The 20980-nt window shown below is 41.9% G+C and carries 18 protein-coding genes; 10 read left to right on the plus strand and 8 right to left on the minus strand.

The annotated features are described in order from the left end of the window. Window positions 1–327: 327 nt before the first annotated feature. The 6 genes from ettA to ABZB17_RS08305 all read right to left on the minus strand — a co-directional run bounded on the left by ettA (window position 328) and on the right by ABZB17_RS08305 (window position 7266). Window positions 328–2013: an energy-dependent translational throttle protein EttA gene (gene ettA / locus ABZB17_RS08280; protein ID WP_372649316.1), complete on the minus strand. Its 1686-nt coding sequence runs from the start codon at window positions 2011–2013 to the stop codon at window positions 328–330. A 311-nt stretch (window positions 2014–2324) separates the two neighbouring features. Then, window positions 2325–2843, minus strand: a complete 519-nt coding sequence (locus ABZB17_RS08285) for a hypothetical protein (protein ID WP_372649318.1) — start codon at window positions 2841–2843, stop codon at window positions 2325–2327. Window positions 2844–2957: 114 nt separating this feature from the next. Continuing rightward, window positions 2958–3887 carry a TolB family protein gene (locus ABZB17_RS08290; RefSeq protein ID WP_372649320.1) on the minus strand — a complete coding sequence of 310 codons (930 nt, stop codon included), beginning with the start codon at window positions 3885–3887 and terminating at the stop codon, window positions 2958–2960. A gap of 76 nt (window positions 3888–3963) precedes the next feature. Continuing rightward, entirely contained in the window at window positions 3964–5250 is a 1287-nt protein-coding gene (locus tag ABZB17_RS08295; RefSeq protein ID WP_372649322.1) for a deoxyribodipyrimidine photo-lyase, read from the minus strand. A 23-nt stretch (window positions 5251–5273) separates the two neighbouring features. After that, window positions 5274–6692: an SDR family oxidoreductase gene (locus ABZB17_RS08300; protein WP_372649324.1), complete on the minus strand. Its 1419-nt coding sequence runs from the start codon at window positions 6690–6692 to the stop codon at window positions 5274–5276. A 103-nt stretch (window positions 6693–6795) separates the two neighbouring features. Continuing rightward, window positions 6796–7266, minus strand: a complete 471-nt coding sequence (locus tag ABZB17_RS08305) for a hypothetical protein (protein ID WP_303917840.1) — start codon at window positions 7264–7266, stop codon at window positions 6796–6798. Window positions 7267–7534: 268 nt separating this feature from the next. Between ABZB17_RS08305 and ABZB17_RS08310 the strand changes: the two genes are divergently transcribed. The 4 genes from ABZB17_RS08310 to ABZB17_RS08325 all read left to right on the plus strand — a co-directional run bounded on the left by ABZB17_RS08310 (window position 7535) and on the right by ABZB17_RS08325 (window position 11300). Next, a complete protein-coding gene (locus ABZB17_RS08310) occupies window positions 7535–8032 on the plus strand; it encodes a hypothetical protein (RefSeq protein WP_372649326.1) in 498 nt (165 codons plus the stop codon). A gap of 336 nt (window positions 8033–8368) precedes the next feature. Further along, complete coding sequence (locus tag ABZB17_RS08315; RefSeq protein ID WP_372649328.1) at window positions 8369–9460, plus strand: sensor histidine kinase; 1092 nt, start codon at window positions 8369–8371, stop codon at window positions 9458–9460. Then, the gene (locus tag ABZB17_RS08320; RefSeq protein ID WP_372649330.1) at window positions 9432–10469 is read left to right on the plus strand and encodes a histidine kinase; all 1038 of its coding nucleotides are present in this window, start codon (window positions 9432–9434) and stop codon (window positions 10467–10469) included. Before ABZB17_RS08315 ends, ABZB17_RS08320 begins: the two co-directional genes overlap by 29 nt. A gap of 108 nt (window positions 10470–10577) precedes the next feature. Next, the gene (locus tag ABZB17_RS08325) at window positions 10578–11300 is read left to right on the plus strand and encodes a LytR/AlgR family response regulator transcription factor (RefSeq protein ID WP_372649332.1); all 723 of its coding nucleotides are present in this window, start codon (window positions 10578–10580) and stop codon (window positions 11298–11300) included. On the opposite strand, the gene ABZB17_RS08330 is transcribed toward ABZB17_RS08325, so the two are convergent. Further along, complete coding sequence (locus tag ABZB17_RS08330; RefSeq protein WP_372649334.1) at window positions 11297–11872, minus strand: hypothetical protein; 576 nt, start codon at window positions 11870–11872, stop codon at window positions 11297–11299. The genes ABZB17_RS08325 and ABZB17_RS08330 overlap by 4 nt on opposite strands. Before the next feature lie 48 nt (window positions 11873–11920). Between ABZB17_RS08330 and ABZB17_RS08335 the strand changes: the two genes are divergently transcribed. After that, a complete protein-coding gene (locus ABZB17_RS08335; protein WP_372649336.1) occupies window positions 11921–12736 on the plus strand; it encodes an aminotransferase class IV in 816 nt (271 codons plus the stop codon). Between the two features lie 560 nt (window positions 12737–13296). Here the strand turns inward: ABZB17_RS08335 and ABZB17_RS08340 are convergent. Next, window positions 13297–14451: an iron-containing alcohol dehydrogenase gene (locus tag ABZB17_RS08340; RefSeq protein WP_372649338.1), complete on the minus strand. Its 1155-nt coding sequence runs from the start codon at window positions 14449–14451 to the stop codon at window positions 13297–13299. Between the two features lie 112 nt (window positions 14452–14563). On the opposite strand from ABZB17_RS08340, the gene ABZB17_RS08345 reads away from it, so the two are divergent. The 5 genes from ABZB17_RS08345 (at window position 14564) to malQ (ending at window position 20962) form a co-directional block, all read left to right on the plus strand. Beyond that, complete coding sequence (locus ABZB17_RS08345) at window positions 14564–15151, plus strand: hypothetical protein (RefSeq protein ID WP_372649340.1); 588 nt, start codon at window positions 14564–14566, stop codon at window positions 15149–15151. A 115-nt stretch (window positions 15152–15266) separates the two neighbouring features. Then, window positions 15267–15959 carry a head GIN domain-containing protein gene (locus ABZB17_RS08350; protein ID WP_372649342.1) on the plus strand — a complete coding sequence of 231 codons (693 nt, stop codon included), beginning with the start codon at window positions 15267–15269 and terminating at the stop codon, window positions 15957–15959. A gap of 226 nt (window positions 15960–16185) precedes the next feature. Then, a complete protein-coding gene (locus ABZB17_RS08355) occupies window positions 16186–18270 on the plus strand; it encodes a prolyl oligopeptidase family serine peptidase (RefSeq protein WP_372649344.1) in 2085 nt (694 codons plus the stop codon). A 123-nt stretch (window positions 18271–18393) separates the two neighbouring features. Next, window positions 18394–19494 carry a Gfo/Idh/MocA family protein gene (locus tag ABZB17_RS08360; protein WP_372649346.1) on the plus strand — a complete coding sequence of 367 codons (1101 nt, stop codon included), beginning with the start codon at window positions 18394–18396 and terminating at the stop codon, window positions 19492–19494. After that, window positions 19484–20962, plus strand: coding sequence for a 4-alpha-glucanotransferase (gene malQ, locus ABZB17_RS08365; RefSeq protein ID WP_372649348.1), 1479 nt, complete (start codon window positions 19484–19486; stop codon window positions 20960–20962). The genes ABZB17_RS08360 and malQ overlap by 11 nt, the downstream gene beginning before the upstream one ends. Window positions 20963–20980: the final 18 nt, after the last annotated feature.

Raw genomic sequence — 20980 nt, forward strand, 5'->3', positions numbered from 1 at the left:
GTCATATTTTATCCCTTCGGGATATTGAACTGAATTACAAAATTAAGACGAGTTTATTGACCTGAAATGTGGCAATTGCAAGTTTTTATGACGCTGGAAGCGTCGAATGTGAATAACCCGGTGCGTAGCGCCGGGATGAAATGACCAAAGGGAAATCGTCCGGCGAAGAAAGCAGATCGAAGCCAGATGGTTCTCCCGGACGAAACTCAAACGGCAATACACATAAAAAGATGGGGACTTTCAGAAAAAAGCCCCGTTCTGTAATTGTTAAATCATACAGAACGGGTCTTAACTTCGGACTCCCGACTTCGGTCTTCAAGCGCTTTCTTACGCCATCAGTTTCTTATATTTAAAACGTTTTGGTGTTTCGTTACCCATACGTTTTTTGCGGTTTTCTTCATATTCCGAGAACGAACCTTCAAAGAAATGCACATGACCGTCGCCTTCAAACGCTAAAATATGCGTGGCAATACGGTCGAGGAACCAGCGATCGTGCGAAATTACTACGGCACAGCCGGCAAAGCTATCCAAACCTTCTTCCAGTGCACGCAGCGTATTTACATCGATGTCGTTGGTAGGCTCATCGAGCAGCAAAAGGTTACCTTCCGATTTAAGAGCCAGCGCAAGGTGCAGACGGTTACGTTCACCACCCGAAAGTACGCCGCATTTCTTTTCCTGGTCGGCACCATTAAAATTAAAACGCCCAACATAAGCGCGCGCATTGGCTTGTTTGTTGCCCAGCATTATGGTTTCCGTTCCACCTGAAATAACCTGGTAAACTGTTTTTTCCGGATCAATGGCGGCATGGGTTTGATCCACGTAACTTACTTTTACCGTTTCGCCAATGTCAATACTTCCGGCGTCTGCCTCCAGTTGTTTCATTATCAGTTTAAACAGTGTGGTTTTTCCGGCACCGTTTGGCCCGATTACGCCAATTATTCCGGCAGGTGGAAGTTTAAAACTCAGGTCTTCAAACAACAGTTTCTCGCCAAAACCTTTCTTCACACCTTCCATTTCAACTACTTTATCGCCAAGCCGCGGACCGTTCGGAATAAAGATCTCCAGTTTTTCTTCTTTCTGTTTGGCGTCTTCATTCAACATCTTATCGTAAGCGCTTAAACGGGCTTTGCTTTTAGCCTGACGTGCTTTTGGTGCCATTCGAACCCATTCCAGCTCGCGTTCCAGTGTCTTTTTGCGTTTCTGGCTGCCTTTCTCTTCCTGCTCCAGACGTTTTGATTTTTGTTCCAGCCACGAGGTGTAGTTACCTTTCCACGGAATACCCTGGCCACGGTCGAGTTCCAGAATCCAGCCGGCAACATTATCAAGGAAATAACGGTCGTGCGTAATACAGATAACCGTTCCTTTATACTGATCGAGGTGGGCTTCCAGCCACAAAATACTTTCGGCATCCAGGTGGTTGGTAGGCTCATCGAGCAACAGCACATCAGGTTCCTGTAACAACAAACGACACAGGGCAAGACGACGGCGTTCACCACCTGAAAGTTCGCTTATGGGCTGGTCGTTTGGCGGACACTGTAGTGCGTCCATGGCACGTTCCAGTTTACTGTCGAGGTTCCAGGCGTCCAGTGCATCCATTTTTTCCTGCAGCTCGGCCTGCTCTTTCATCAGCTCGTCCATTTTATCCGGATTTTCATACACCTCCGGTAGCCCGAATTGCTGGTTGATTTCTTCGTAGCGGTTCAGCACATCAACGGTTTCCTGTGTACCTTCTTTTACCACATCGATAACGGTTTTGCTCTCGTCGAGTTGTGGCTCCTGTTCAAGCAAACCTACCGAATAGCCCGGTGCAAAAACCAGTTCGCCGTTAAAGGCTTCATCCTGCCCGGCAATAATTCTTAACAGGGTCGATTTTCCCGATCCGTTTAAACCGATGATTCCGATTTTGGCTCCAAGGAAAAACGAAAGCGAAATATCCTTAATAACTGTTTTACTAGGTGGGTAGGTTTTACTCACCTTATACATCGAAAAAATTATTTTCTTGTCGTCGCTCATTTTGTTTGTTTTTATTCTGCCGCAAAAATAAGAAATAGTTTAGAGAGAAGCTACCAGCCAGAGTTATCAGCTACGAGTTTTTATAATCCGTAATTATTCCCAAATAGTCAGAATTTTGTCTTCACAATCTTCTTCAACCTTTAGCACAAAGTTTCACAAAGGAGGCTCAGTGTTACACGGTGAGAAAGGCAAAAGTAAAAAGGTAAAAGTTTCAGGTTTACAATAATATCCAATGACCAATGACTTAAATATAGCATGTCCTTCAGTCCTTCAATTATCAATCCTTCAGTCCCTCAATCCGTCAATCCATTTTACATCGGAATACCACCACCTGCGGCTCCCAATCCTGAGAATATTCCAATTAGCACCATTCCAATTATCATGATGGGGTAGAGACACATAATTACAATCATGATAATGCCAAAGGTTTTGTAATGTGCCCGCAGATTATTGAAAGCAATTGACAGTTGATCCTGCTTTTTTAGTGCAACGGCTTGTTTAATACTGTTTGAAAAACGAAACAAATATAAAATGGGCAGGAAATATACACCGGCAAAAACGATGTATAATAGTCCGAATAAAGCCATCGGAAATGGAAATATGTTTGGTTTTGTGGCAGGAATAAATGCTGTCATAAGACTCACGCTGATTCCGCCCAATACCATAAATCCGGTTCCAATAAATCCAAGGATGGACAAAAACTGGCTCCATTTTCCGGCGCTGTGCAGGTTGTGGTTAATATCTTCAGTAAGTTCCAGTGTTTCTGGTTTTGCTGCCGGTTGATTCTCTGTAGGTAGTGTTTCTTCGTTAAAAGTGTTTTCGGTATTCATTTTTTATAATTTGAAAAATTTAATTCTTGTTAAGATTATGGAATAAGTAACAGCTTGCTAACGACAGATTTAGAGTTTGTTAGCATGGGTGTTGAACGTTTTAATTAGCCGGATTTATTTTTTGATGTACTCGTAGCTAACAAAGGCAAAATGATTGCCATCGGGTGCCCACGAGGGGACATTAATGGTTCCTTGTCCGCCGGTGAATGAGCACAATGTTTTTATCGATCCGTCGGAAAGATTCATTAAGCGCAACGAAACTTCTTTCATGGCCGGATGAGCACTGCCCTGATCCTGATGATAACTAATAAGTACCAGATATTCTCCGTCGGGAGACGGGTGTGCAAACCAATTGGAATAAGTATCATTGGTCAACTGTTTTTTATTCGAGCCATCAACATTCATCTGCCAGATCTCCATTTTTCCGGAAGCCATTGAGTTGTAATAAATGGTTTTCCCGTTGGGCGAATATTCCGGGCCGTCGTCCAACCCGGTTTCGGTAGTTAAACGGGTTTCTTCACCTCCGTCAATTGAAATGGTATACACATCGTATTCGCCGTTACGTTCTGCACAATAAGCCAGACGTTTTCCATCGGGCGACCAGCCGTGCCAGTACGACGGCACCTTTGGTGTAACTGCTTTGGGTGTTCCTCCTTCTATGGGTAAAACATAAATTCGTGATCCTTTTTTTGGGGATTCACCACTTGCCGGTTCCGACTCGGCCTGGTGACTTATTGCCAGCCATTTACCATCGAATGAGATTCCGTGATCGTTATTACAGCGGTCGGCAAAGTCGGTGTTTAGCATTGTTTTTGTATTCGTTTCCAGATCAACTTTATACAATTTTCCGTCCTGATTGATAAGCAAAAAACTTCCGTCGCTACTCCAGTTTGGTGCTTCAAAATGGGCTTCTTCACTGCGGACGATTTCACGTTCGTTGGTTACAATATTATAAATTTCAAGTGTTGATCGTACATTTTCCAGTTGAGCAAAAGTTATTAAGGGAAGCAAAAGTATGATGAGCAGACAGCTTTTTTTGTTCATATCAGGTCTATTGATGGTTGGCTAAAGGTAATAATTTGTTCGAAGTTTTTATGTTATCTATAACTAATGAGAAGAATTATTCAGCGATGCCTTTTTTGTAGGTTTCCAGTGCTCGGTTGCGGGCCATTTTATGGTCGACCATTGGCGCAGGGTAGGAAAGCTCCTGAAATTCGGGCACCCACTTTTTGATGTAACGCATCTCCTTATCGAACTTTTTCACCTGCTCGGCAGGATTAAAAACCCGAAAGTATGGCGCTGCATCGCAACCGGTTCCTGCGGCCCATTGCCAGTTTCCGTTGTTTGATGAAAGCTCAAAATCGAGTAGTTTTTTTGCAAAATACGCTTCTCCCCAGCGCCAGTCGATAAGCAGGTGTTTACACAAGAAGCTAGCCGTTATCATGCGTACACGGTTGTGCATATAACCGGTTTTATTCAGTTCGCGCATTCCGGCATCTACAATTGGGTAGCCGGTTTCTCCGGTGCACCAACGCTCAAATTCTTTTTCGTTATTGCGCCACTGTATCCCGTTGTATTTGGTTCTGAAATTCTCGTTTACCACACGTGGGAAATGGAAAAGTATCTGCATAAAAAACTCGCGCCAAACCAGTTCGCTCAGAAAATCGGGTGATTGCGTGTACACTTGCTGTACAATTTTGCGGATGCTAACTGTTCCAAAACGCAGGTGAACACTAAGCTGGCTGGTTCCGTGAATTGCCGGAAAGTTTCGTGTTTTGCTATAATTCTCTACAACTGATAAATCGTAGTCTTTTACAGAAATTGTTGATTTCCGAAAACCGATTGCCTCCAATGTTGGTAGAGAAGATTCAATAGAAGCGAAAGAATTCGTTTTAATATGCTCTTCAACTTTTAGTTGTTGCGGATCAAAATGCTCAAGCCATTTGTTTTTATAAGGGGTAAAAACTGTGTAAGGCGTTCCGTCTGTTTTTAAAACTTCGTGGGGCTCGAAAATTACCTGGTCTTTGTGTGAGAAAACGGAGATGCTGTTTTTCTTTAGAACTTGCTTTAACTGGTCATCTCTATCAGTAGCATAAGGTTCATAATCGCGGTTAAAGTGTACTTCTCCAATTTCAAAATCGTTGATCAATTCTTGCCAGATTTTTAATGGCTCGCCGGTTTTTACCAGCAACCCGGAGTTCATCGTTTGTAGTTCTTTATCCAGTTTGGTCAGTTGCTGATGAATAAAAGTTATGCGGGCATCATCTTTATCCAGTTCGTCCAGAATATTGGTGTCGAATATAAAAAGCACTGCTGTTTTGTTATCACTTTTCAGGGCTTGCTGCAATGCGGTATTATCAGTCAGTCGTAAATCGCGTCGTAACCAAACGATGTTAATCTTATTCATTTTCTTTCTGCAAATGTAAGTTTTCAGCATTTAACAATATTCGCTATCATTCGTTTAAAAACAAACGAACGAAACGGTTTGAACAGGTACCAGTACATTCTTCCCCAAAGTCCTTTTGGCCTGAAGGTGACTGTTTGAATCAGCTGATTATTGCGAATTTTAAATTCAAGCCAAACTTCGCCGGGAATTTTCATTTCGGCATAAAGCAATAAACGTCCTTCCATTTTTCCGGCATAAATCACCCGCCAAAAATCAATGGCATCACCGGCACTTATTGTGTGCATATTGGTTCGGCCTCTGCGAAGCCCTACGCCACCGGCCACTTTATCCATAAATCCACGAAATTTCCAAAGCCGGTTACCGTAATACCAACCGTTCTCTCCACCTGTTTGCCATATTTTTTCAATGGTATTTTCCGCCGAGGGCGTTTCTGCTATACGTACATCTTTGAAACAACCAAAGTTCGGAACATTTATAAAATCCGAGAGCTGCCCGTGCAAGTGCCCGCTAATAAACGAATCTTTCCAACTCGAGATAATTTCATTCTGTTCGATCTTTTTAAAGGCCTGTTGCAAACTCTGCTCGTAGCTTAGCAGTTGCAGATTAAAAAGTTGGGTCAGCTCATCGTTGCGTGCAATTACTTCAACGCGCATACTGTCGACCAGCGAAGTGGCCAGTTTATAGGAGGTTGAGGTAACAAAATACAGCCAGTACGACGATAACCGCGGAGTCATTACCGGCACTGAAATGATCCGGCGTTTTAAGCCCCTAACTTTTGCAAAGCGCAGCAGCATTTGTTTGTAGGTGAGAATTTCGTTGCCTCCAATATCGAAACTTTTGTTGAATACTGCATGGTTGTTTATCGATAGTTCCAGAAATCGAATAACATCGGAAATAGCAATGGGCTGGCAACGTGTTTTCAACCACTTTGGCGCTACCATTACCGGCAGCTTCTCCACCAGGTCGCGAATAATTTCGAAAGAGGCACTACCGGAACCGATAATAATTCCTGCTCGAAGTGTGGTTAGCGCATAATCGCCTTTTGCCAGTTCCTGTTCAACGTTTAATCTCGATTTCAGGTGTTTGGAAAGCGCTTGGTTGTTAACAATACCACTTAAATAAATCACCTGTTTGGTTGTGGTTTTATTTACTCGCTCCCTGAAGTTTATAGCCGATAATTTTTCCTGTTCTTCGTAATCGCGCGAGTCGGACATACTATGAACCAGATAATAGGCAATGTCTATGTCTTCCGGTATTTTTTGCAGGCTTTGTTTGTCCAGCAGATCCGCCTCAATAATTTCAATCGATTTTTCAATGGTAGTGCCAAATGCAGCACGTTTTTTGTCTCTTACAACACATGTTACATGGTGCCCTTTGTGTACCAATACGGGCAGCAGTCTTTTTCCTATGTATCCGGTTGCTCCGGTTAAAAGAATTCGCATGGCGTTTATGGTTTAAACAATATCGTTTACAAACCTTAACACAGTAACGTATTTATTAATAGGATGTTCGGACGGCTTTTCAGAATGAATGAGAATTGTTGTTTTATAGCGCTTCCAGTTCTTCGCGGTAATCGTATTGTAAATCTTCGTGAAGCATGGAAATAACTTTTTGAATCCGTTTTACCTGGTTCAGGTACATGTTGAATACAACCCGGCTGCGTTTATAATCCAGGCGCGAGTTTTTTAGCTTCTTGCAGAAATATAGCAACAGTTCAATTTCCGTTTCTTTTTTGCCCGAAAAACGAATGTGCTTATTGGTAGTTTTTAAAACTTTCCGAATTGTTTTTTTTGCTAAGTAAAAGCTGCTGCGGTTCAGGCTCATAAATTCCAGGTCGATTTCTTCTTTTACCTGCCTGATGTATTCATCTTCGTTATGAGCTTCAAACAATAGATAACTAAGTAGCTCTTTATTGTCTTTTTTATATTTGGCCAGCCGGGTTATTACATCTTGTAAAACCTCGGGCGGCAGGTTCTTTAATTCCTTTTTTATGTTGCTCAGCGAAGCAATTTCCATAGCATGCAAAGTAAAATAAAACTTTCTTTTTCAGCCCATCACAGGCTAAAACTTTTACCGAAGGTGTGCAATGATTGATTTCGTAGAACAGCCAACAGCACAATTTTAAGGGCAACTGTAGCAGAAGGCAGGTGAATAACGGTTAACGAATTTTGCAGAATAAAACCTGACGTTTATTGGCGGTTAATTACTGAATGCTGAATTAAAAAGCATCACGTCAGTTAGTTACATAAATTTGAAGTATAAGAACAATTAAAACAATAATAAGATGAAAACAAAACTAGTTCTATTAAGCATTTGCCTTGCAATTTTAAGCATGGGCGCCACCGCAAAAATAAAAGACGGAAAGGCGATGACCGGAAACTCACTTACCGAATTTGGTAAGTATACTATAGTTAATTCAAGCTCGCCAATGGTTTACGACGATCAGCTATTGGAAACTTACGAGTTAACGTACGAAAATATTAGCAATCCTATACGAATTGGAGTTTTGTGCGAAGAAGGAAAAAAATGTACAACATTTATTGTTCGCACTGATGAGTTTGAAATTGAATATACCTGCCGAAACCATGTGTTTGGAGTGAAGAAAATGGAAGCTCGTTTCCAGCAGTTGCCAAAAGAAGAAATGGAACTGAAACTGGACAGAGTTGCCTACTACTCACAACGGGTAATTTGCCAGAACAAAAAATCGCAGGACGATTTACTGGGTTTGATTGCATGTTATTTCCCTGATTTGGTGAAAGACGAATATCAAGCCAGTTTTTAAAAAGAAATTATACAGCGCAATTTTTTTCATAGAAATGTGAAAAGCTAATCCCCGCCAGAGGGGCGGGGGTTTTTTCTCTTAACAGAACAGAACAAAAAACAGAAACCATTGAAAATAAAGAGTGAGTAGAATTTGAAAGGGTAATATAAAATTAGTGAGTACTTTACTCGAAGGCCCTGCGTTGTTACAACGCAGGGCTTTTCAATGAATGGAAGTTTTTTTGCTGCAAAACGACAATTTCTGTCAGTCAACGACAGGATTTTGCTACTCTCCCGATGTTTATCTTCGAAGAGCTCTTATAAATGTTGTTACCTTTATGATAGGGGAGTTAATGGTATGAACAAATTGTTGTACAATAACAGTGTGCTTTACCGGGGAACAAGGCATATTTTATTCTTTGTATTTACTGTGGTATTGTTTACGGGGATTCTATTTGTTCAAAGCGAAAACAACAGCCTGCTTCACGTTTTCGGAATAACACTTGGCAATGCCTTTTTCTTTTTTGGCTACGCTTATATTACCATTTTTTTACTGATTCCCGAGTTGTTGTTAAAAGCCAAACCCTTTTGGTTTATTGTCGTTTTTTTACTGGTTGGAATTGGCTTGTCGGCATTAAAATTATTGTTCTCCGATTATATTTTTTATGCTTCAATAGCTCCCGAAAATATATCCGGAAACGGTGCTTTTAATCTTCGGTTGATTGTGATGAATACCAAAGACATGACCTTTATTGTGGCCTTGTTTTGTATTGGAAAATATGTTAAGGATTACGTTCTTACAGAGAACCTCAGAAAGAAACTGGAGCAGCAACACCGAAAAGCACAAACAACACTTTTGCAATCGCAGTTCGATCCGCATTTCATGTTTAACACCATTAACAATCTCTATGCATTGTCCTTGCTTAATCCCGGCAAAACCAACGAGGTTATTAGCCGCATGAAAATTGTGCTGACTTATATTATTAACGAAAGCCTGAAAGAATTTGTATCGTTAAAAGATGAAGTGGAACTCGTTGAAAATTACCTTCAGCTGGAGAAATTACGTTACGGGAAACGCTTGCAGGTGAGTTACAAAACCGAGGGCGATTTAAACACGGCGCAAATTCCTCCAATGGTAGTGTTTCTGCTGGTTGAAAACAGTTTTAAACACGGCAGTAGTCTGGATGCCGGCGCACCGTGGATTACTATTTTGGTACAAGCTACCGATGAAAAAATAATTATCGAAACCGAAAACAGCAAGCCCGAAGGTTTGCAGAAAAAGACAAAAGAAATTGAGCGGGGAAGTGGCTACAGCGGATTAAAAAGGCGTTTAAATATTATTTACGACGGACAGGGTTATGACCTGAAAGTGAACGATCTGGGCGACCGTTTTAAAGTGCGTCTGGAATTAATAAATACACATGAACACAGGCATATTACATATCGCTAAAAGGGATTATATTTTGCATGTCATCTTCTGGGCGGCATGGGTAATATCGTTCACCTTTATTCAAACCTTGAACGAAGGAATTGCTTCGTTACATGTTTGGCTAATGTATTACCTCATTACTTTACCTGTTTTTGTAGCACATACCTATTTAATTGCCTACTGGCTTTTACCCAGAACATTTTTCCTGGGGCGTTACTTATTGTTTGCAGCAGGTGTAACTGTTCTTCTCATTGTTTTTTCGGTGACTGAATTACTTTGGAGCAACTACCTTGTTTTTTATCTTTTCGACAAAAGCAAAATGTTTGCTCCCGGATTCCTGAATCTTAAAAATATTGTGATCAGCGGTTTTGGTAATCATTATATCATTTTAGTATTCCTGGCCATAAAAGCCGGTAGTTCGTGGTATCGGGCCGAGTACCAGAAAGAAGAGTTGCTGCGTTCGAAACTCGAAACTGAGCTGGAAATTTACCGGTATCAGTTGCAACCCCGCATTGTTCTGGAATTGATTGAGGAGCTGGAAGTTCTGTCGTTAAAAAAGGCGGAAACGGCACCGGAAATGATTATTAATATTTCGAACTTCCTCAACCGGTTTCTTTATGAAGGAAAAGAAGAACTGATACCGCTTGAGCTGGAAGTTAAGTTACTGGAGGAGTTTATGACCATTCATAACCACGCTTTGGGAGAGCGGCTAAGTAGTAATTTTATTGTTAGCGGAAACCTTAAATCATATGTTGTTCCACCACTTTTGCTGCTTCCGTTTATAAATTCTGCAATAAAAGTTGCCTACGAGTGTAACGAAACGTATGAAAGTACAGTCATTATAAAAGCGGAACGAAAGTATTTGCTGTTTTCGTTTACATTTTGGAGCGAAAACGGTTTTAAGATAGCCGACACTGAAGACAATAAAATTACCTACCGGCGTTTGCATTATAATTACCCCGGCAAACACCGGTTGGTGAAGAACATTGATGACAATTTTAGAGAATTTAGTATAGAAATTTATCCGTAAAAGTGTAACACTATACCTGTTTCTCGTACTATTTTAAAAACAGATTGAAAACAGACCGAAGCATGTACTTCGGATTAAACAGAAAACGAAAGCTAATTCCGTATTACCATGAAAACTAAGTGCCTCATTATCGATGATGAGCCTCTTGCACGTGACTTGATGCGCTCGCACATTGAAAAACTAGATAATTTTGAAATTTGTGCAGAATGTGGCGATGCCATGAAAGCCTTGCAGGAGCTTCACAATCACAAAATCGATCTGATGTTTATGGACATTCAGATGCCCCAGATCACAGGAATCGAATTCCTACGGACATTAAAAAATCCGCCAAAAGTTATTATTACCACTGCCTACCGCGAGTACGCTCTTGAAGGCTTTGAGTTGGATGTGGTTGACTTTCTGCTGAAACCAATAACCTTTGAGCGTTTTTTAAAATCGGTAAATAAATATTATCAATCGGTTCAGGATGATATTCCGGCCGCTCAACCCGTAGCCTCAACCAATGGAAAATCTGATGAAGCCTTTATTTATGTGAAAGAGAATAAAAAGGTCTTAAAAGTTCATTTAAACGAAATACTTTATGTTGAGGGTTTGAGCGAATATGTGCAGATATATACTACTGAGAAAAAGATCATCACAAAAACCAGCATGACCCATATGTCGGAAAAACTGCCCGACAGTGGTTTTATGCGTATTCATAAATCGTTTATAGTGTCGCTGTCAAAAATCGAAGCATTTACCTCTACAAGTATCGAGGTTCCGGGAAAAGAATTGCCTATCGGACGCAGTTACAAAAATGCAGTGCTCGAGGTTTTGCAGCTTCAGGGTTAAGAAATAATTGCTGCATTTACAAAAAGTTGCCAGAGTTTTAAGATTCCTGAATCTTCTTCATCCAACGATTTTATTGGCGAAAGTTGCAGGTACGAAGACCGATGTTTGTTAACGTACTGTAGATTTTGCTCCCCGTCATCGCTAATCGGAATTTTGTGCACGCATAAAGTCAGTACCGTTTTTAATGTAGTGGCGCGTACCCTGATGGTGTGTTTCGAAAACTTTGCAGGATGAATATGGATGTAACGATCTGCCTGGTTGCCTCGTTTTATCAGCCATTGCGATTCGTCGGATAACGTTATCTTTTTCCACTCCGAATTTCCCAGCCAATGGTTAAAGGCAGTTTGGGTGGTAATATTTTTTGTTTCGAAATAGTTGAGGCTGGAATTACAAATCTGCTCCGGTGTTAATTCTCCGAGGTAGAAATCGAACAGGTTGTTCCCGATCGAAAGAAGTACTTTTTCGGTAACGCTCCAGTCGTTAACCCGCCATTCTTTAATTTCGTTCAGCAGGAAACGGAAGTGATGTTTGTAAGGATTATATTGAATTGGCAACGGAATTTCAGGTGGCATTTGAATTGCTTTTGAAACATTTCAATAAATTTACCACAAAAGAAACAGATGGCACTTTTTCCAATCCATAAATATTTTGTTTTTAACGGTAGGCTTGTGCCGGTTTCTACTTTTGTGCCGGCCGAAAACGAAGGTGGAATCTACGAAGTTTTACGTGTTGTGAACGGAGTTCCACTGTTTTTGGATGAGCATTTGCTTCGAATGCAGTCATCGGCCGAACTGGCCGGAAAAGAGATTCGATACAGCTGCACGCAGTTGGAGGCGTTCTTAAATCAGCTAATCATTCGAAACGAGGTGGATGAGGGAAATATTCTTATTTCGTGCAAAACCAACCTGAAAGCTTTTTTTATAGCCCATAATTATCCTTCCGCTGAACAGTACAAGTTGGGAATCCGCTGCGGGTTGTTACACGCCGAGCGTATGAATCCCAATGCCAAAGTTTTTCAAACCGAAGTTCGAAAACAAGCGAACCGACTGATGGAAACCTTAGGTTTTTACGAAGTGCTGCTAGTCGATCATGTACAGCGAATTACCGAAGGAAGCCGAAGCAATGTGTTTTTTATAAAAGGCAATGAAATAATTACACCTCCGGGCAAGCAGGTGTTGTTGGGTATCACCCGGCAAAAAACAATCGCCTGCGCCAATCGCCTCAAGCTAAAAGTAGTTGAATCTGAAATACAACTGGATGGATTAACTGGTTTTGATGCCGCTTTTATAACCGGTACTTCGCCAAAAATACTTCCGGTAAACGAAGTGGACGGGCATTCGTTTGATGTGGATAATAAAGTATTACGAAGTTTGATGAATGAGTATTATAAAATCATACAGGAAGACATACAAAATAGGGTTAGAAAGTCCAGATAAAATCAATAATAATAAGAATACATATTGTTTGTGTTTGATATATAGATTGTCATTCAGTTGTCTTTTCAGACAGAAAATACTTTTTCCTATAGCTGAAAAAGTATTCAAAAAAGCCACCGCTGACGATAAAAAGCTAAAAATAAATTCCTTTCACTAAAATCAAGAAACTCCTCCTTTTAGTCCTTCGTGCCTCAGGCCTAACGATCGTCAAACAGACTTGATTTTTTAACGTTCTATCCATTCATTTTCTTAACGCTTTTTCTCGAAGGCGGACTTTGGCAAATCTGTTGCGGGCGCGTCAAAAATCCGTCAGTCGGGCTAATTGGCCGCATTGAAAAAACGCAAAGGTTATTTTTTGACAAGATTTTTGCTTTCTTTTGATCGATTGCAAAAGAAAGAGCCCGTCTGGCTTGAAGACAAAAGTCACCTAATTAATTTGTTGTTTCGGGTCTTCAGGAATTCAGCATACAGAGATTATTTTAATACATAAAAAAGGTTGTCAGGGATAGTGGGTGATTAAACACCATGCCTGACAACCTTTTATTTTATCTGAAAAGCTATTACAATCTGTTTTTCAAGATCTTCTCAATTTCAAGGTAATCCATATCCTGTTTCTCACCAATTTTGGCTTCGCTTTGTTTAAAGCGGTCAACAATTTTAGTTATGGTCGATTCAGGAACATCATATTCCGGCAAGCGGCATGGTACACCTAACGATTCAAAGAACTCAACAGTTCGGGCAATAATGGCGTCGATTCTTTCATTCTCGTTACCAGCTGTAATGCCCCAAATGCGTTCGCCATATTGTAAGATCTTATCTTTTTTGTTATCGCGCTTAATGTGCATTACACCCGGCAAAACAATGGCCAGTGTTCTTCCGTGGTCTATTCCGTGGAAAGCAGTCAATTCGTGGCCAATAACGTGTGTCGACCAGTCTTGCGGTACACCAACAGCAATCATTCCGTTTAGTGCCATTGTTGCACACCACATAAAGTTGGCAGCAGCTTCGTAGTTTTTCCGATCTGCCAATACTTTTGGTCCCTCCTCAATAAGAGTGGTCAGGATACTTTCTGCCAGCCTGTCCTGAAGCGGCGAATTTACTTTGAAAGTCAGGTATTGCTCCATCACGTGAACAAAGGCATCAACAACGCCGTTGGCCACCTGACGGTCGGGCAGGGTAAACACACATTCCGGATCGAGTACCGAAAACTGCGGCATTACCAGTGGCGAACCAAAAGCTTTTTTCTCCTGCCTTTCGGCGCGAGTAATTACTGAATTACCGTTCATCTCCGATCCTGTTGCCGGTAGGGTTAAAACTGCTCCCAGCGGCAAAGCTTTTTCAACAGCTACGCCCGCGGCAAGAATATCCCACGGATCGCCGTTTTCGTAAAAGGCAGCAGCAGCAATAAATTTAGAGGCATCGAGTACTGAACCTCCGCCTACTGCCAGCAGAAAATCAATATTTTTCTTTTTTACAACATCTACGGCTTCCATACAGGTTTCGTAATGAGGATTGGCCTCAATTCCGCTAAATTCTTCAACCGTGCAACCTTTTAAAGCGGCAATTACCTGATCGTATACTCCGGTGCGTTTTATGCTTCCGCCACCGTAAATCATTAAAATGTTTGCATCTGTAGGAATTTCACCGGATAGTTTTGAAATCGATTCTTTTCCAAAAAGAATTTTAACCGGATTTCTGAATTCAAAATTGTACATGAAATTTATTTTTGGTTATTTCAACTGTCATCTGAAACAGGCGTGCCTGTTCGTTGTTCAAAGATATAAAATGTGGCAGAAAAGATATAAAATGTGGTAGAAAAGATATAAAATGTGGCAGAAAAGATATTCAAATAGAGAGCTTGATTTCCGGGAAGACATTCCGAACTATTCCGACGAGCAGCTAAAAGAGGTGCTGAAATTGCGCGATCATTATCAGCCGGAAGCTGCGCAGCTGGCTATTCTGGAAGCCTTGAAACGTGGAATTATTCACTCTGAGCAAGATCTTTTTTCTGAAGAATACCGGTGCGAAGAAATACAGTTTTCGCTGTTCCCAAAAATTAGAAAAGACCGAACCCGAATAAAAATAAGAAAAAGTATTGGGCGCAGTTTGGTAATATGTTCCGTACTTCCGGTAGTGTACGGTTTAGTTGAAATGAAAACCGGGAAAAATTGGGAAGGAGCAGGGGTATTACTTTTTGGTTTACTATGGTTGTTTTGTTCGGCACAACTCATCAAAGTATTTCATGTGCTTTTTATAAGGTGTTTAATGGCGGGAACTATACTTGGGGCCTTGTATATTTTTTATCGCCTCATTTCATCGCGTACCTATGTTTTTATGGATTTTTTCCTGGTTCTGGTTCTTGCCGGTTTAATTTTTTATGGGTTGCTTTTTATGCTGAAAAATGCCCGGAAGTAAAACCGAAGCTGTTCTCAAATCCTCCATTTATCTGGGAAAAGCACGTATTCATCGAAATAAGTACAAAATACAAAAGACGAAACCTTACTTTTGAAGCGTTATAAAAAGAAAGACTATGAAAACAATATTGCTGTTTACCTTATCAATTTTATTTGCAGTTAACCTTTCGGCACAAAACGACGACGACTGGGATTCGCGCCGTTACGATATCGACAATTTCTCGGCCATCTACCTCGAAGGCAGTTATAAAGTGTTTTTATCGCAGGGTAACGAGAGTGCGTTAACGATAAAAACTCCCGACGATGATGTTTTGGATGAACTGGATGTTGAAAACCGGGGCGACGAATTGCGGGTGGTTGTAGATCGTGACTTTATAAATTACGAGCGCATTCACTTGTATGTCACTTTTAAAAGCCTGGATAAGATTAAAGTGCAGGGCGGTTTAAATTTAAACACCGACGGGTACCTCGATTTGAACGACCTGTACGTGCATGTTGAAGGAGGAGCAAAGATTGATTTGGAGGTGAAAGCCGAGGATATTGAGCTGGTTGGCGAAGGCGGTGTGCTGGTCCAGTTGAGTGGGGTGGCTGAGAGTTTAGATGTTAAGCTCTCGGGAGCCGGACACGTTGATGCGGAAGATCTTCGTGTGAACAATGCCCGTTTTGCGATTGAGGGAGTTGGAACCGGCTCGGTACATGCTGTTGAAACACTGTATGCCAAAATTGAAGGTGTTGGCAAAGTTCGCTACACCGGAAATCCAAAAGTTACCCGCGATATTGAAGGGCTTGGTAGTGTAAAAAGAGATTAGAATATACTACTCGTAACTAATACAAAAGGTACAAATTTTCTTAGGTTTGGTTTAGGTTTATAAAAGGCTATCATTGGGTAGCCTTTTTTCTTTTATGGGAAACCCGACATCAAACCAATCCCCACAGATTTTTTTCAGTCGATATTTACGGTTTTTGTATAAAAATCATTGCCCGAGCACTTTAAATATGTTTATTTTGGATTCACTAATTTTTCAAAAAAGTAAAATGAAGAAAATTGCACTTTTTATTTTAATTGTCATGACGATAGTTAGCTGTACGCAAAAAGAGACGGGGCAGGTTGCTAAAAACTATGTGCCTGAAACTCCGAAATTAAGTTCAGATGTAATGACTCCTGAGGTTTTATGGTCGTTTGGCCGCCTGGGAGGGGCACAGGTTTCGCCCGATGGAACTCAGGTTTTATACACGGTAACCTATTACAATATTGAGGAGAATAAGTCGTACCGTGATATTTATACAATTCCGGTTGCGGGAGGAGAAGCAAAAAATCTCACCAACACAGCCAGTAACGAATACAATGTTGTTTGGCGCCCCGATGGAAAAAAGATCGGCTATTTGTCATCGGCTTCGGGCAGTGTTCAATTGTGGGAAATGAATCCTGACGGCAGCGATAGGCAGAAGGTTTCAGAAATTGAAGGTGGAATTTTCGGATTTCAGTACGCACCGGATATGTCGAAAATATATTACCTGAAAACGGTTAAGCTCGATAATGATATTCACGATCTTTTCCCGGATTTGCCAAAAGCCAATGCACGCCTGGAAACAGATATTATGTACCGCCACTGGGATACCTGGCACGATTACACCTATAACCACATTTTTATTGCCGATTATTCGGATGGAAAAGTAGGAGCGGGAACTGACATTATGAAAGGTGAACGTTTTGATTCGCCAATGAAACCTTTTGGCGGAACCGAGCAAATTGTCTGGAGCCCGGATTCAAAAACGTTGGCGTACGTTTGTAAGAAAAAGGTGGGGCGCGAATATGCTGTTTCTACCAATTCTGATATTTACATGTATGATGTGGCAAGTGGCAAAACCAGTAACTTTACAGAAGGTATGATGGGTTACGACCAGAATCCGGTTTATTCGCCCGACGGAAAATACCTGGCCTGGGAAAGTATGGAACGCGATGGTTATGAAGCGGATAAAAACCGTTTGTTTGTAGCTGATCTGGAAACTTGTGAAAAGAAAGACTGTACCGCCGGTTTCGATCAAAATGCCGCTGCATTAAGCTGGGGTGCCGATTCAAAATCGATCTATTTTATCAGCGATATTCATGCAACCGATGAAATTTACCAATTGGTTTTAGCCGATAATTCAATTACCCGTTTGACCGATGGAGTTCACAATTATCAAAGTGCAGTTCCGGTAGGAAACCAGTTGTTGGCACAAAAAGTTTCCATGTCGCAGCCGGCTGAGTTGTATTTGGTTGATCCAACTACCGGAAAAGATAAAGCTTTAACCACCGTGAACAAGGGAATTCTGGATCAGCTTACCATGGGGAAAGTGGAAAAACGCTGGATGGAAACCACCGACGGAAAACAAATGGCTGTTTGGGTGATCTATCCTCCACACTTCGATCCGAACAAAAAATATCCGGCACTGCTATACAATCAGGGAGGACCACAGGGAACGGTTAGCCAGTTTTGGTCGTACCGCTGGAATTTCCAGATGATGGCAGCCAACGATTATATTATTGTAGCGCCAAACCGACGTGGATTACCCGGTTTCGGTCAGGAATGGAACGAACAGATTTCAAAAGATTATGGTGGACAGAATATTAAAGACCTGCTGACTGCCATCGATGAAATGGCCAAAGAGCCTTTTGTTGACGAAACAAGATTGGGTGCGGTTGGTGCAAGCTATGGCGGTTATTCGGTGATGTACTTGGCCGGAAACCATGAAAAACGATTCAAAGCTTTTATTGCTCACGATGGTATTTTTAACTTCGAGCACATGTACACCACAACCGAAGAAATGTGGTTTGTGAATTTCGACTACGGTGGTGCCTACTGGGAAAAGGATAATGCAGCAGCGCAACGTTCCTACTCATTCTCGCCGCATAAATATGTGCGAAACTGGGATACTCCGATTTTGATTGTACAGGGTGAAAAAGACTACCGTGTTCCGCCAGAGCAGGGAATGGCAGCATTTAATGCAGCTGTATTACGAGGAGTGCCTGCACAAATGCTGTATTTACCGGAAGAAAACCACTGGGTGCTGCAACCTCAAAATGGAATTTTGTGGCAGCGTGTATTTTTCAACTGGTTGGATAAGTGGTTGAAGTAAAAAACTAAAATAGCTTGAGCAGAAAGTGCTGTCTGATTAAGTCAGGTGGCACTTTTGTTTTTACAAATAGAACAGATTCTTCTATACAAAACATTATTTTTGACGAAACATTTGAAACAAACCATGCAAAAAATATATGTAGGATTTATTGGTGCAGGCGGGATTGCCCGTGCACACGTTTATGCAATTCAGGCGCTGAAGTTTTATTATAACGAAGTTCCCGAAATTATTTTGGAGTCGGTGGCTTCGGCAAGAGTGGAAAGCCGCGAGGCCTTTGCCAAACAGATGGGATTCGGAAAGGCTGAGTCGGTAGAGGATTTTGCAATGAATGAGAAAATTGAAGCGGTATATATTTTAGGGCCGAACAAAGTGCATTTCGAGCATTTTAAACTGGCACTGCAAATGCCCAATGTAAAATATATTTACCTGGAGAAACCGGTTTGTTCTTCGTTGGAAGAGGAAGAACAAATGAAAGTGCTGCTGGAAACGGCGGGTCAGGATGTTCGTATTCAGGTGGGATTTCAATATTTGCAGACTTCATCGGTTCGCGAGGGATTAAAATTCTGGCGCTCGGGAAAAATAGGAAAGCCCATTCATTTCGATTTGAAATATTACCACGGCGATTACTTGCAGGAAAGTTATCGTAACAAACGTGTTACGCGTTTAACTCCCGCTCCTGATGGCGGTGCAATGGCCGATCTGGGATCGCACGGAATTAGCCTGTTGATGGCTTTTATGGGAGAAGAACTGAAAATTACAAGCGGCTTGCAGGCCGGCGATTTCGAGGGTGTGCCGGCCGGATCGGATTTGTTTAGTTCGCTGTCGTTGTACGAACCAAAAACCGGTGCCGTTGGGAATATGTCGGCCAGTCGGATTAGTTCCGGTTCGGGCGATTTGGTGTCGCTGGAGATTTACGCTGAAAATGGTGCATTCCGTTACTCATCGCAAAATCCGGAATACTTTGAGTACTACACTGAAGGTTCGGATCAGTGGGTGAAACAGGTAGTTGGCAGCAACTACAAACCTGTTACGAGTTTTCCTTCGGGGCACGTGCCTCCAGGATGGTTGCGCTCGATGGTGCATGCGCATTACCAGTTTTTTACGGGCGATGACGCGGAAGCTGTTATTGCCGACTTAAAACATGGATTGGCCGTGCAACGCATCGTTCGCGAAACTGCCGATCATTTAAAACAATTCAGAGAAAACTTTAAGAATGACAACTAGAAAAAGCGGAATTCTGCTGCATATAACTTCGCTGCCGGGGCAGGAAGGTGTTGGAACATTGGGGAAAGAGGCTTATGCCTTTGTTGATTTTCTGGAGGAGAGCGGTCAGAAACTCTGGCAGATACTTCCGCTTGGTCCGGTTGGTGCCGGAAATTCGCCGTACCAGTGTTATTCTGCTTTTGCCGGAAATCCGGTGTTGATTGATTTGGAGCTGCTTTTGGAAGAGGAACTGCTGAATGTTGATGATTTTCAAACGATACCGGCTTTCAAAAAGTCAAAAGTGGAATTCGATAAAGTTTCAGCATGGAAAAGCTCGCTGTTAAAAAAGGCTTTTCAGCATTTTCAGGAGAAAAAGTTTGATCATTTCCGCGATGAGTATTACCACTTTCTGAATGAGCATGGCTGGTGGTTAAACGACTATGCCTTGTTTATTTCGGTGCGTGAATATTTTGGTGGATTGCACTGGAGCGAATGGGACCGTGGAATAAAATTCAGAGAGCCGAAAGCCGTAACCAATCTTTCTGAAAAACTGAAACAGCAGATCGCTTTTGAGAAATTTGTTCAGTTTATGTTTTTCAGGCAGTGGCACCGTTTAAAACGTTATGCCAACGAAAAAGGCATTCAGATTGTTGGCGATGTGCCGCTTTACGTTTCGGGCGATAGCTCGGATGTTTGGACCAATACCGATATTTTTCTATTAGACGATGAGCTGAATCCGACAGAAGTGGGAGGTGTGCCTCCTGATTATTTCTCGGAAACAGGCCAGTTGTGGGGCAACCCGGTTTTTGACTGGCAGCGCCTGAAAGAACGTGATTACGACTGGTGGATGGCACGCCTGCATTTTAACCTGAACATGTTTAACCTGGTACGTATCGATCATTTTCGCGGATTGGAATCGTTTTGGTCGGTTTCGGCTGATGAAGAAACTGCCATTAACGGCAGATGGGTGCCGGCGCACGGTTACGAAATGCTGAGTTTGATAAAAAGCCAGATCGGAGTTTTGCCTTTTATTGCTGAGGATCTGGGTATAATTACCACCGAGGTGGATCATTTGCGCGAACGCTTTAACCTGCCGGGAATGAAAGTGTTGCAGTTTGCCTTCTCCACTGACGCGACAAACCGGGATCTGCCACATAATTACGAACGAAACTATGTGGTTTATTCGGGTACGCACGATAACAATACCACTTTAGGCTGGCTGAATGCGGTTAAAGGGGAAGAAAAGGAACTGGTGGCAAAGTATGTTTCAGAGGAGCATGCTGCGAAACAAATTATGGAAATGGCTTTGGCATCGGTGGCCGATACGGCTATTTTGCCTATGCAGGATGTGTTGGAGCTGGATGAAAAATCGCGGATGAACACGCCCGGAACTGCAACAGGAAACTGGGATTGGCGTTTTCAGTGGAAGCAGTTGAAAGCGGGGCAGAAGAAATTTTTAAAGGAAACTACGGAGAAGTATAATCGGTAGCCTCAGGAGCAATAGTGA

Source organism: Draconibacterium sp. (assembly GCF_041583095.1).
In the GTDB taxonomy this organism is placed as follows: domain Bacteria; phylum Bacteroidota; class Bacteroidia; order Bacteroidales; family Prolixibacteraceae; genus Draconibacterium.